This is a genomic window from Lacrimispora sp. 210928-DFI.3.58, assembly GCF_020554865.1.
Lineage (GTDB): Bacteria > Bacillota > Clostridia > Lachnospirales > Lachnospiraceae > Enterocloster.
This window is the reverse complement of record NZ_JAJCIC010000034.1, coordinates 20,291-32,460: the sequence shown is the minus strand read 5'-3', so window position 1 is coordinate 32,460 and position 12,170 is coordinate 20,291. Positions and strand designations below refer to the sequence as shown.

Genomic DNA, 12,170 nt, shown 5'->3' with positions numbered 1-12,170 from the left:
ATATCACTCCTAACCTTTGGGAGTCCCTTTTCCCCTACTGTTCGTCTTCCTGGTAGTCTTCCTGATAATCCTGGTAGTCCTCCGGCTCCTCATAGCTCTCCTCATATTCAGGAGCAGGAGCATCTCCGTACTGGAGGCCCATCTGTTCAAAGAGGCCCATCTCCTTTGCCTGAGTCTCGCTCTTGATATCGATCTTAAAGCCGGTAAGCCTTGCTGCCAGCCTTGCGTTCTGTCCTTCCTTGCCGATTGCTAAGGACAGCTGGTAGTCAGGCACGATCACCTGTGCCTCCCTCTCCTCCTCATCGGCTACAACGCAGATGACCTTGGCCGGGCTTAAGGCATTCTCGATCAGGTAGGCCGGGTTGTCATCCCAGTTGATGATGTCGATCTTCTCACCCTTAAGTTCGTTTACAATGGAATTCACCCTGGCTCCGTTAAGGCCTACGCATGCGCCTACGGGATCCACATTGGAGTCGTTGGATTTTACTGCGATCTTTGTTCTGGAGCCTGCTTCTCTGGCAATGGCCTTGATCTCCACTGTGCCGTCGCGCACCTCAGCCACCTCTGACTCAAACAGGCGCTTTACAAGGTCCGGATGAGTTCTGGATACGGATACTCTTGGGCCCTTCGGCGTATCCTTTACCTCCAGGATATACACCTTAATGCGCTCCGTTGGACGGAAGGTCTCTCCCTTTACCTGCTCGCTCTCATTTAGGATGGCGTCTACCTTGCCCAGGTTGATGCTCACATTTCTGCCCAGGTAGCGCTGCACAATACCGGTGGTAACGTCCTTCTCCATGGTATAGTAATCGTTGTAGAGGGCCTTGCGCTCCTCCTCACGGATCTTCTGCAGGATCACGTTCTTTGCGTTCTGTGTTGCAATACGTCCGAACTTTTTGGAGTCCAGCGGGATCTGCACAACATCGCCGCATTCATTCCTGGGATTCAGCATCTTCGCATCTGCCAGGCTGATCTCCATCACGTCGTCCTCTACCTGCTCCACAACGGTCTTCTCTGCATAAACTGCAAAATCACCTGTGTCCCTGTTCATGGAAACTCTCACGTTGTCGGCCTTCCCAAAATGGTTCTTACAGGCAGTGATGAGGGAATTTTCTATCGCCTCGATCATGGTATCCTTGGAGATATTTTTTTCCTTCTCCAATATTTCCATTGCCTCTAACAGTTCCTTGTTCATGTTTATCCTCCTATCATTGCCCCAAGGCTAAATGGTTTCAAACTTTTAAAAATCCAGTGCCAGACGTATGAGTGCGATATTCGCCTTCTCAAACACCATCTGGCTTCCATCATCCACGGTGATCGTTACCGTCTTGTCATCGTATGCACTTAAGGCCCCGGTAAATTCCTTCTGCTTATCGATCTGGCGGTAAAGCCTGATCTCCACATCCTTTCCCATGCTGCGGATGTAGTCCTTTTCCTTCTTCAAAGGACGGCCCAGCCCCGGAGAGCTGACCTCCAGGATATAGCTTTCATCGATGAAGTCCTCTTTATCCAGCCAATCTCCCAGCTTTCGGCTTATGACCTCACAGTCATCCACGGCAATGCCGCCTTCCTTGTCAATGTAAGCTCTCAGATACCAGGTTCCGGCTTCCTTTACATATTCCACATCCACCAGTTCAAAATGATGTTCTTCCATAAGAGGCAGGAGGTATGCTTCCACACGGCTTTCATAGTTTTCTTTTTTTGCCATTTTTCCACCACCTTTCTTCTCCTTTGGGACAAATGCCCCTTTACAATGCGAAAGAGTGGACTGCTGTCCACTCTTTATCATCGTCTACATTAGTTATCATTGGTACTATAGCACTTTATGGCTGGAAATGCAAGCATTTTCAAGGATTTTCTTGATTTTTTTGTAACAGTTCAGACAGCTGCCGAAAAGGCGGCCGGAGCGCCAGACGCCCTCCCGGCAGCCGTCTGAACGGTTACGTTTTTATGAATGAAAGCAGCTACTACAGCATGGCCTTTCCCCTGCACCAGGTCTGAATGATCTGGTAATCGCGGTCCAGAACAGCAAGATCCGCATCACAGCCTGCAGCGATCCTTCCCTTTCTGTTATCCACCCCCAGACAGCGGGCCGGATTGATGGTGCAGGAGTTTAAAGCCGTATCAAAGGGAACCATAGCCTCCTCCACAAGGATCTTTAATCCCCTGTTCATAGCCAGGGTGCTTCCGGCAATGGTGGTGGTTCCCTTAAGCCTTGCCAGGCCGTCCTCCCCGATCTCGATATCATGGCCGCCCAGCTGATAGTTTCCTCCCGGAGGACAGTGCTTTGCTCGCAGGGAGTCACTGATCATGATGCCAAAATCCCGTCCCTTGGCTGTGAAGAAATTGTTCAGCGCTGCCAGATGGGAATGGCAGCCGTCGCAGATCACCTCACCGTAAATATCCCTGACCCGGAACGCTGTTCCCACAAGGCCCGGCTTTCTGTGGTGATAGGGCGTCATACCGTTATACACATGGGTCATGGAGGTGGCGCCGTTTGCGATCCCCATAAGGGCCTCCTCATAGGAAGCGGCGGAGTGCCCCATGCTGACTGTCACGCCATGGGAGGCGCAGTAACGCGTGAGGGCATGGTCCCTGTCCTGCTCCGGTGCAAGGGTGATGTACTTTATCATACCCTTTGCCGCCTTCTGATACTCCTTAAACTGCTCCACAGAGGGCTTTGCAATAGCCTCAGGCGGCTGGGCTCCCTTATAATCCATATCAAGATATGGGCCCTCAAAATGAATACCCAGGATCTGGGCACCCTCGTATCCCTCCTCTGCCACAGCCGCCACATTGGCCACAGCCTTTGTGAGTACATCGGGCATCTGGGTCACAGTGGTGGGAAGAATGGAGGTCACTCCCTCCTCCGGTATCCGCCGCATCCAGTCCCGCAGGCCCTCAGGAGTGCCGTCATTGGTATCATACCCGTAAGCTCCGTGGGTGTGGATGTCGATAAAGCCCGGAACGATCCTGTGATCTCCGTAATCCTGATCTGCAGGCTCACTGCCATAGGGCAGAACCTGGCGGATGATCCCATCCTCCAGCACCAGCTGGGCTGCCATAAACTGTCCCGCGATCCATACGCGCTTTCCCTGTATCCTCATGCTCTTTTCCTTCCTTTCTGAAACGAAACACACATTTTTACTATAAAAGTCCTGCCGCCGGACAGGCGGCATGTATTCAGGTATGCCAAATGCGTCCACCAGACTTTCTCGGTGCGGTGGCGCGTCCGCCCGCTGGACGCATGTAGGTTTACTATAAAAGTCCTGCCGCTGCCGGGTGCATGCAGGTTTACTCTGTTAGTTTCAGTATATCATAAAGGAAATATTTTTCAATATAAAACTATATTTGAAATTTATTTTTTATTCCAAAAGTGCCTCGATCTGCGGGAAGGGTTCCAGGCTGCGTTTCAAGATCCCATGGATATAAGCAATGGTGATCCCATAGTTTGTCATGGGAACGCCCTGGTCCTTTGCGCATTTCATCCTGTATTTTACCTCTCTCTCATTAAGCATGCAGGCACCGCAGTGGACGATCATTTTATATTCTGTTACGTCATCGGGGAACTCGGTTCCTGAAGTAAAGACAAATTCCGGCTCCTTGCCTGTATATTCACGGATCCACCGCGGCAGCTTCACGGTTCCGATATCATCACACTGCCTGTGGTGGGTACAGCCCTCAGACACCAGGATCTTGTCCCCGTCCCGGATCTCATCCAGCGCCCTGACGCCCTCTACCATGGGCTCCAGTTCCCCCTTATACCGCGCAAACAGGATGGAAAAGGACGTGAGCAGGATGTCCTCCGGGGTGTCGGCGGAGACTCTTCCAAAGGCCTGGCTGTCTGTGATCACCATCTTCGGCTTTTTTCCCAGGCCTTCCAGCGTCTCCTTCAGCTCACTGTCCCTTACCACCACAGCGGTAGCGCCTGTCTCCAGCACATCGCGGATAGTCTGCTGCTGCGGAAGGATCAGCCGCCCCTTAGGAGCCGCCTTGTCAATGGGAACGACCAGCACCACGAAATCCATGGGAGACAAAAGATCCCCTACGATCCGCAGGTCATTTTCTTCTGTCTGTCCCAGACGGGCAAGACATTCCTTCAGCTCCCGGATGCCTTCCTTTGTGACAGCGCTGACCGGCAGGACCGGGATACCATCCAGAACTCCGGGCTCTGCGCTGCACCCTGCAGCGTTTTCTTCCCCTCCTGCTGTTCCGGTCTCTAAGCCGGTCCTCTCCGTTCCTTCCGTCTCCCCGGCCTTCTCCATATCTGCCTTGTTCCAGGCAATGGCACAGGGGATCTTCTTTTCCCGGATCTTGCAAAGAAGCTCCTCATCCTCCCTTGACAGCCCGGCTGTCCCATCCACCACCAGCACAGCCACATCCGTCTTGTTCAGCACCTGATAGCTCTTCTTCATCCTTAAGGCTCCCAGCTCTCCCTCATCGTCAATGCCTGGTGTGTCGATCATCATCACCGGGCCCAGAGGCAGAAGCTCCATCGCTTTATAGACCGGATCCGTAGTGGTCCCCTTCACGTCAGAGACCACTGCCAGGTTCTGCCCTGTCACTGCATTGAGAACGCTGGATTTTCCCGCATTTCTCTTTCCAAAGAAGCCAATATGTATCCTGTCTGAGGCAGGCGTATTGTTCATTCCCATGTTGATCCTCCCTTTCGCTGTAATGTACTCTCGGAGTCTCTTTGTGCTCGGTTTTGTGAGATGATCTTTTGTCAGCTGTGCCCAAATTTTTGAGGCGTACGCGGCGCGTACGTTGATGAAATTTGGGTACGGCCGGCGGAAAATCAGCCGCAAAAGCGAGTGCAGGAGAGATTCCGAGAGTACCTTGTATGATTGCTGATCTTATTATACTCCCCTTTTTCCGCTCATTGCAAGCTATGCCGCACTTAAGTTTCCACGCAACAAAACAGCCCGGCATTCACGCCGGACTGTTTTCCCTCAACCCTTCACAAAATCAGGTTCTTAACCTCTTATTCTCCGATCATCATCTTAATGATCTCTTCGTTCGTCTCTTTCATACCCTCTTTGCCGAGACGCCCTACATTCTTCAGAGTAGCCTCCACGCCCTTCATGACAATGCCGTCGCCGCCGCGGAACTGCTGCCCTCTCACATACATGTTGTAGCCCAGGATACCTGCCTCTACAGCGGAAGCGATCTTTGCTGCACAGGATGCCTTTGCGCCGTCACAGATGATGCCGGATACAATGGCAAGGGCGTTCACTACGGTGTGGGTGATCTCAGCATAGCCGCCGCCGTTCAGATAAGCAATACCAACGCCTGCTCCGGCTCCGGCGCTTACTGCACCGCAGTATGCAGACAGTCTGCCGATGGGGGTCTTCTGGTGGATGGCTGTCAGGTTGGACAGCGCCAGGGCGCGGTACATTTTCTCGTCGCTGACCTTTAACTCCTTTGCATATACGATAACCGGAACAGAAGCAGTAATACCCTGGTTTCCGCTTCCGGAATTGATAATAACAGGAAGCTCGCAGCCGTTCATTCTCGCATCAGAGCCGGCAGCAGCCATAGCCTTTGCCCTTACACGCACATTATCTCCCTCCATGTCCAGAAGCACGGAGCCGATGTTTGCGCCGTAATCGCCGCGGATGCCTTCCTCTGCAATTGCCATATTATAGGAAATCTGACGGTCAAGAACTTCCTTGATATCCTCCACGTCCACGGAGTTGATGAAGTCCCAGATACCCTCCATGCTGAGCAGGCTTCTGTCTGTAAGGCCTTCCTCTGTCTCGCCCTGTACTTCTGTCTCCTCCAGGATCTTGCCGTCCTTTTCGATCAGAACAATATTGGTGTGGTAATTGGCAATGCGGACCTTTGCGTAGGACTCGCCCTTGTAAAGAGTCACAATGATGTCAAAGGTGATCCCATTGTCCACGTGCTCTACCTCGATCTCGGCCTGCTCCAGGAATGCCTTCATCCCTGCGATCTGCTCCGGTGTCACCTGTGCAATGACCTCCAGCTCCTTGTCAGGATCTCCTGCAATGATGCCTGCGGCTGCAGCTGCCGATATACCCTTTAAATGGTCTGTGTTGGGAACAATAACAGATTTCACGTTCTTGATAATACTTCCGCTTGCCCCGATCACTACCTTCTCCGGCACCTGCCCCAGTACCCGTCTTGCCATTGCAGCTGCATAGGCAAGGGCGATGGGCTCCGTACATCCCATAGCCGGCACCAGCTCCTCCTTTAAAATGTCGATATACGCGTTGTACCTTACATCTGACTTCTCCATAGCTCCACTTTTTCCTTTCTCGCTCGTTTTTTCTGGAAAATGCTCTTGAAATCACTTGATTTCTCTTTATCCATACTGTACCATAAATATACATGAATGTAAAATTTAACGTTTTTATGATATACTTTAAAAATTTTTATAGGAGGAACTTATGGAACTTCGCGAAATCTCCACCTTTCTTCAGGTTGCACAGTTAAAAAGCTTTTCCAAGGCAGCAAACCAGCTGGGCTACTCCCAGGCCGCTGTCACGATCCAGATCAAGCAGCTGGAAAATGAGCTGGGCGTCCATCTCTTTGACCGTATCGGCAAGCAGACTACCCTTACCCACCATGGAACCGTCTTCTACGAATATGCCTCTGCGGTCATAAGGGATATTGCCAGGGCAAAGGACGCTGTGGCCGGCACCTCTGAGCTGACGGGACGTCTGTGCCTGGGGGCCATCGAGTCCGTCTGTGCATCTATTTTTCCTCCCCTTCTCATGGAATATCACAGACTCTATCCGAAGGTCAACGTCAGCATCATCACGGATTCTCCCGGAGCCCTGCTGGATATGATGAACAGCAATGCCATTGACATCGTATATTTCCTGGACAAGCGCATGTACGACAGCAAATGGGTAAAGGTTCTGGAAAAGCAGGAGGAGGTGGTATTTGTCACAGCTCCGGAACATCCCTATACAAAGCGCGGGGACTTAAGGCTTCAGGAGGTCATCACAGAACCATTTATCCTGACAGAAAAAAATGCCAGCTACCGGTTCATTTTAGACCAGTATCTGGCAGCTCACGGGCAGGAGATCAAGCCCTTTCTTGAGATCGGCAACACAGATTTTATCATTAATCTGCTGCGCAGCGGCCTGGGTGTTTCCTTCCTGCCGGAGTTCACCATCCGACAGGATATACTGGAAGGGCGGCTTTCCGCCCTTCCGGTAGTGGATTTCCATCTGCATATCTGGAGGCAGATCGTATACCACAAGGATAAATGGGTAACCAGGGAAATGGCAGCCTTTTTCAAGCTTGCACAGGATTTTCATTAATATAATTCACCAGTCCGCCGGCTGTGATGATCTTCTGCATAAATGGCGGGAAGGACTGTCCCTGATAGCTCTCGCCCTTTGTCTTGTTGGTGATCACTCCGCTGTCAAAGTCCACTTCCACCTCATCTCCGGCTTCAATGGCCCTTGCTGCTTCCACGCACTCCACAATGGGAAGGCCGATATTGATGGCATTGCGGTAAAAAATCCTTGCAAAGGTCTCTGCGATCACGCAGCTGATCCCTGCGCATTTGATGGCAAGGGGTGCGTGCTCACGGGAGGAACCGCAGCCAAAGTTCTTGTTGGCAACGATGATATCCCCCTTCTGCACCTTGTTCACAAATTCCTTATCAATGTCTTCCATACAGTGCTTTGCCAGTTCTTCTCCGCTTGTCATGTTGAGGTGGCGCGCCGGGATGATGACATCCGTATCTACATTATCGCCATATTTAAAAACACGTCCGCATGCTTTCATTTTCTTCTCTCCTTCCTTTACTATGAAAATTCCGCCGCCGGATAGGCGGCACTAAGTTCAGGTATTCCCAATGCGTCCACCAGACTTTCCCGGTACGGTGGCGCGTTCGCCCGCTGGACGCATGCAGGTTTACTATAAAAGTCCTGCCGCCGGATAGGCGGCACTAAGTTCAGGTATTCCCAATGCGCCCGCCGGGCGCATGCAGGTTTAGTCCAGCTCGCATGGGCAGGAGATCTTTCCTGTCACTGCGCTGGCTGCGGCAACTGCAGGGCTTGCAAGATATACCTCAGAATTCACATGGCCCATACGCCCTACAAAGTTACGGTTGGTGGTGGAAATGCATCTCTCGCCCTCTGCCAGGATGCCCATGTATCCGCCCAGGCATGGTCCGCAGGTGGGTGTGCTCACCACTGCGCCTGCCTCGATAAAGATCTCTAAAAGTCCTTCCCTGATGCACTGAAGGTAAATGGCCTGGGTAGCAGGGATCACGATGCAGCGCACGCCCTTTGCCACCTTGCGTCCCTTTAAGATCTCAGCCGCGATCCTCATATCGTCAATACGTCCGTTGGTGCAGGAGCCGATCACCGCCTGGTGGATCTTCACGTCTCCCACCTTGTCGATGGTTCTTGTATTGGAGGGAAGATGCGGGAAGGATACGGTCGGCTTCAGCTCGGACAGATCGATCACATAGGTCTCGTCATACTCCGCATCCTCATCTGCCTCGTATACGGTAAACTCGCGTTTGGAGTGCTCCCTCATATATTCCTTTGCAGCCTCATCCACCGGGAAGATGCCGTTCTTTCCGCCTGCCTCAATTGCCATGTTGCAGATGGTAAAACGGTCGTCCATGGTCAGGTTCTTAATGCCCTCTCCCGTAAACTCCATGGAGCGGTACAGCGCGCCGTCCACACCGATCATGCCGATGATGTGCAGGATCACATCCTTGCCGCTGACCCATTTGGAGGGCTTTCCTACTAACTCAAATTTGATGGCGGAAGGCACCTTGAACCAGGCCTTGCCCGTCACCATGCCTGCTGCCATATCCGTGCTTCCAACGCCGGTGGAAAATGCGCCTAACGCTCCGTATGTACAGGTGTGGGAGTCTGCCCCGATCACAGCATCGCCTGCCACTACCAGGCCTTTTTCCGGCAGCAGCGCGTGCTCAATGCCCATCTCACCTACGTCAAAATAATTGCTGATCTCATGGGAACAGGCAAAATCACGGCAGCATTTGCAGTTCTCTGCGGACTTGATATCCTTATTAGGGATAAAATGGTCCATGACAAGGGCGATCTTTTCCTTGTCAAATACGGTCTTCCTGTCCATTTTCTTCATCTCTTTGATCGCAACGGGAGATGTGATATCATTTCCCAGCACTAAGTCCAAATTCGCCTCGATCAGCTGTCCTGCCTTTACTTCTGCAAGTCCTGCATGGGCAGCCAATATTTTCTGGCTCATGGTCATTCCCATAATGTATTTCCTCCTTCTATTTTCCGGGCTTTTTTTCGCCCTTTTCTTCATAAAATTAATTCTGTCTGGATTTCTCTCATCTGTGCTTTACATTTTAGCATATGTACTGTTATAATAAAAATACATAATATGAATGGGATATATGAATAATTGTTATATCATGTAGGGGGATTTTTATGGAGCAGAATCTGTCGCAATATAAGATTTTTTACGAGGTGGCAAAGGCCGGAAACATTTCCAAAGCTGCAAAGGAGCTTTACATCAGCCAGCCGGCTATCAGCAAGGCTATCAGCAAGCTGGAGGACAGCCTGGGGCTCTCTCTTTTTACCCGCAGCTCCAGAGGCGTGCAGCTGACTGCCGAGGGGGAGATCCTCTTTGAGCATACCAGGGAGGCCTTTGACGCCTTAAGCCGGGGAGAGCAGGAATTAAAGCGCATCCAGGAGTTTGACATCGGACACCTCCGCATCGGGGTCAGCAATACCCTCTGCAAGTATATCCTGCTTCCCTATCTGAAAACCTTTATTGACCAGTATCCCCATATGAGAGTCACCATCGAAAGCCAGGCCACTGCCCAGACCTTGTCCCGCTTAGAGCAGCAGAAACTGGATCTTGGACTTGTGGCAGAGCCCTCTTTGCGCAAGGATCTCTCCTTTATCCCGGTGATGGACATACAGGATATCTTTGTCACCACTCCCACCTACCTGGAAAATCTTTACCTGCGGGAAGGGCGGGATACCAATCTCTTTGAGACGGGGAACATCATGCTTCTCGATACCAGCAATATGACGCGCCACCATGTGGACGAGTACATGGCTGGGAACAACATCTATCCCCACCAGATCCTGGAGGTCACCACCATGGACCTGCTGATCGAGTTTGCCAAGATCGGCCTGGGGGTTGCCTGTGTTATCAAGGAGCTGGTACAGAAGGAGCTGGACAACCGGACATTGATCGAAATCCCTTTGGAGATCCCCATCCACCGCAGGACCATCGGCTTTGCCTATCATCCTGCAAACCAGGCTTTGGCTTTGAAAACTTTTTTGGAGTTTTTGTATTAGCAGCTGTCCATTTTTTGGAGAGATGAGTGAGACAAAAAATCCCTGCGGAAATGGTGATCTTGGCCCTCCGCAGGGATTTTTCTCTATCTTCGGCTCCGCAGTGCACGCTCGATTCCGCACTGCTCATTGCCAACGTTTAGTTGTTGATCAGCTTGTCGCTTTCGTTGTTCCAGCTGTACAGCTTTCTGATCTCCTCACCGATCTTCTCGGAAGGATGCTCAGCAGCAAGCTTTCTCATAGCCTGGAAATGTACCTGACGGCCTGCTGGGGACATATCTAATAAGAATTCCTTTGCAAAGGTACCATCCTGAATGTCTGCAAGGATCTTCTTCATGGTCTTCTTTGTCTCTTCTGTGATCAGCTTTGGTCCGGTTACGTAGTCGCCGTACTCAGCAGTGTTGGAAATGGAATATCTCATGCCTGCAAAGCCGGACTGGTAGATCAGGTCTACGATCAGCTTCATCTCATGGATACACTCAAAGTATGCATTTCTTGGATCATAGCCAGCCTCAACCAGAGTCTCAAAACCAGCCTGCATCAGAGCGCATACGCCGCCGCACAGAACTGCCTGCTCGCCAAAGAGGTCTGTCTCTGTCTCAGTACGGAAAGTGGTCTCTAAAACGCCTGCTCTTGCGCCGCCGATAGCCAGTGCATAAGCCAGTGCCATATCAAGTGCCTTGCCTGTTGCATCCTGCTCAACAGCTACAAGACAGGGAACACCCTTGCCTGCCTGATACTCGGAACGAACCGTGTGGCCAGGTCCCTTTGGTGCGATCATGGTCACGTCAACATTCTTCGGAGGCTTGATGCATCCAAAATGGATGTTGAAGCCGTGTGCGAACATCAGCATATTGCCCTCTTCCAGATTGGGCTCGATGTCCTTCTTGTACATGTCAGCCTGCAGTTCATCGTTGATCAGGATCATGATGATGTCAGCCTTCTTAGCTGCCTCTGCTGCGGTATATACCTCAAAGCCCTGTGCCTCAGCCTTTGCCCAGGACTTGCTTCCCTCATACAGACCAATGATCACGTTGCATCCGGACTCCTTTGCGTTCAGCGCATGAGCATGTCCCTGGCTGCCGTAACCGATGACAGCGATTGTCTTTCCTTCCAGTAAAGATAAATTACAATCTTCCTGATAGTAGATCTTTGCCATTTTTTTATCCTCCTTGAAACCTCTTTTAAATAGAATATATGTTTAAGACGGCAAGACCGACGACTCTCAAGTCCGCCACTGGCCGCCCCCTTAAGCGCTTTTTCATACGGCTCTGCAAAAGCCTATGGCAGGTAGCGGACATCCTCGCATCCGCGCTCCAGGCCTGTCAGTCCTGTGCGGGCCAGCTCCAGGATCTCATAATCCTCCAGCAGGTTGATCAGGGCATCCAGCTTTGACTGGTCTCCTGTCAGCATAACGGTCATGGAATCCTTGCCCACATCTACGATCGTTGCACGGAAAATGTTGGAGATCGCGCTCACATCCTGGCGGGCGCTGGCATTTGCCCGGATCTTGATCATCATAAGCTCTCTGTAAACAGAGCGGTCCGGCTGCAGCTCCTTGATATCCCTTACATCCTCCAGCTTGTTTAACTGGTTCTTGATCTGCTCCAGTACGGTCTGGTCTCCCAGGGACACCACCGTCATCCTGGAATACCGCGGGTCAGCAGTCACACCTACGGTCAGACTCTCAATATTGTAACCGCGGCGGCTGAACAGCCCGGCTACACGGGCCAGCACACCGGCAGTATTGTCTACAAGCAATGATAACACAATTCTGTCATCCATATCTCTTCACCCTCTCATATATTAATCTTAATCATAGCAACCAATATTCTATTTGTCAATTGCATAATAGGAATGGTTATTATGAGTTTAAGT

General features: G+C 51.4%; 11 protein-coding genes. 2 read left to right on the top strand and 9 right to left on the bottom strand.

Annotated features, from left to right (window positions below; genetic code table 11):
- Positions 1-34: 34 nt before the first annotated feature.
- From nusA to LIZ87_RS17605, 5 genes are all read right to left on the bottom strand, one after another.
- Positions 35-1,195, bottom strand: a complete 1,161-nt coding sequence (gene nusA / locus LIZ87_RS17625; protein WP_178313143.1) for a transcription termination factor NusA — start codon at positions 1,193-1,195, stop codon at positions 35-37.
- Between the two features lie 45 nt (positions 1,196-1,240).
- Positions 1,241-1,708, bottom strand: coding sequence for a ribosome maturation factor RimP (rimP, locus tag LIZ87_RS17620; RefSeq protein WP_178313142.1), 468 nt, complete (start codon positions 1,706-1,708; stop codon positions 1,241-1,243).
- Positions 1,709-1,967: 259 nt separating this feature from the next.
- On the bottom strand, positions 1,968-3,107 hold the full coding sequence (gene nagA, locus LIZ87_RS17615; protein ID WP_227148657.1) for an N-acetylglucosamine-6-phosphate deacetylase: 1,140 nt from the start codon (positions 3,105-3,107) through the stop codon (positions 1,968-1,970).
- 258 nt (positions 3,108-3,365) lie between these two features.
- Positions 3,366-4,655 carry a [FeFe] hydrogenase H-cluster maturation GTPase HydF gene (gene hydF / locus LIZ87_RS17610; protein WP_227148656.1) on the bottom strand — a complete coding sequence of 430 codons (1,290 nt, stop codon included), beginning with the start codon at positions 4,653-4,655 and terminating at the stop codon, positions 3,366-3,368.
- A gap of 329 nt (positions 4,656-4,984) precedes the next feature.
- The gene (locus LIZ87_RS17605) at positions 4,985-6,262 is read right to left on the bottom strand and encodes an L-cysteine desulfidase family protein (protein ID WP_227148655.1); all 1,278 of its coding nucleotides are present in this window, start codon (positions 6,260-6,262) and stop codon (positions 4,985-4,987) included.
- A 151-nt stretch (positions 6,263-6,413) separates the two neighbouring features.
- Here LIZ87_RS17605 and LIZ87_RS17600 point away from each other — a divergent pair, with 151 nt between their 5' ends.
- Positions 6,414-7,295 carry a LysR family transcriptional regulator gene (locus LIZ87_RS17600; RefSeq protein WP_227148654.1) on the top strand — a complete coding sequence of 294 codons (882 nt, stop codon included), beginning with the start codon at positions 6,414-6,416 and terminating at the stop codon, positions 7,293-7,295.
- Here LIZ87_RS17600 and leuD read toward each other — a convergent pair.
- Together leuD and leuC are read right to left on the bottom strand one after the other, a co-directional pair.
- Positions 7,270-7,767, bottom strand: coding sequence for a 3-isopropylmalate dehydratase small subunit (gene leuD / locus LIZ87_RS17595; RefSeq protein WP_178315932.1), 498 nt, complete (start codon positions 7,765-7,767; stop codon positions 7,270-7,272). The two genes, LIZ87_RS17600 and leuD, sit on opposite strands and share 26 nt — an antisense overlap.
- 207 nt (positions 7,768-7,974) lie before the next feature.
- Positions 7,975-9,237, bottom strand: coding sequence for a 3-isopropylmalate dehydratase large subunit (gene leuC, locus LIZ87_RS17590; protein WP_227148653.1), 1,263 nt, complete (start codon positions 9,235-9,237; stop codon positions 7,975-7,977).
- Positions 9,238-9,413: 176 nt separating this feature from the next.
- Between leuC and LIZ87_RS17585 the strand changes: the two genes are divergently transcribed.
- Entirely contained in the window at positions 9,414-10,295 is an 882-nt protein-coding gene (locus LIZ87_RS17585) for a LysR family transcriptional regulator (RefSeq protein WP_178314467.1), read from the top strand.
- 136 nt (positions 10,296-10,431) lie between these two features.
- Here the strand turns inward: LIZ87_RS17585 and ilvC are convergent, their stop codons facing one another.
- Positions 10,432-11,451 (bottom strand): ketol-acid reductoisomerase, encoded by a 1,020-nt coding sequence (ilvC, locus tag LIZ87_RS17580; RefSeq protein ID WP_178314465.1) that lies wholly within the window; start codon positions 11,449-11,451, stop codon positions 10,432-10,434.
- Positions 11,452-11,573: 122 nt separating this feature from the next.
- Complete coding sequence (gene ilvN, locus LIZ87_RS17575) at positions 11,574-12,077, bottom strand: acetolactate synthase small subunit (RefSeq protein ID WP_178314463.1); 504 nt, start codon at positions 12,075-12,077, stop codon at positions 11,574-11,576.
- Positions 12,078-12,170 lie beyond the last annotated feature (93 nt).

What these genes read in the sequence shown, in the direction of transcription:
- ilvN (WP_178314463.1), bottom strand. Translation starts at nt 12,077, where the DNA reads ATGGATGACAGAATTGTGTTATCATTGCTTGTAGACAATACTGCCGGT.
- leuC (WP_227148653.1), bottom strand. Translation starts at nt 9,237, where the DNA reads ATGGGAATGACCATGAGCCAGAAAATATTGGCTGCCCATGCAGGACTT.
- rimP (WP_178313142.1), bottom strand. Translation starts at nt 1,708, where the DNA reads ATGGCAAAAAAAGAAAACTATGAAAGCCGTGTGGAAGCATACCTCCTG.
- ilvC (WP_178314465.1), bottom strand. Translation starts at nt 11,451, where the DNA reads ATGGCAAAGATCTACTATCAGGAAGATTGTAATTTATCTTTACTGGAA.
- LIZ87_RS17600 (WP_227148654.1), top strand. Translation starts at nt 6,414, where the DNA reads ATGGAACTTCGCGAAATCTCCACCTTTCTTCAGGTTGCACAGTTAAAA.
- leuD (WP_178315932.1), bottom strand. Translation starts at nt 7,767, where the DNA reads ATGAAAGCATGCGGACGTGTTTTTAAATATGGCGATAATGTAGATACG.
- hydF (WP_227148656.1), bottom strand. Translation starts at nt 4,655, where the DNA reads ATGGGAATGAACAATACGCCTGCCTCAGACAGGATACATATTGGCTTC.
- LIZ87_RS17605 (WP_227148655.1), bottom strand. Translation starts at nt 6,262, where the DNA reads ATGGAGAAGTCAGATGTAAGGTACAACGCGTATATCGACATTTTAAAG.
- nusA (WP_178313143.1), bottom strand. Translation starts at nt 1,195, where the DNA reads ATGAACAAGGAACTGTTAGAGGCAATGGAAATATTGGAGAAGGAAAAA.
- nagA (WP_227148657.1), bottom strand. Translation starts at nt 3,107, where the DNA reads ATGAGGATACAGGGAAAGCGCGTATGGATCGCGGGACAGTTTATGGCA.
- LIZ87_RS17585 (WP_178314467.1), top strand. Translation starts at nt 9,414, where the DNA reads ATGGAGCAGAATCTGTCGCAATATAAGATTTTTTACGAGGTGGCAAAG.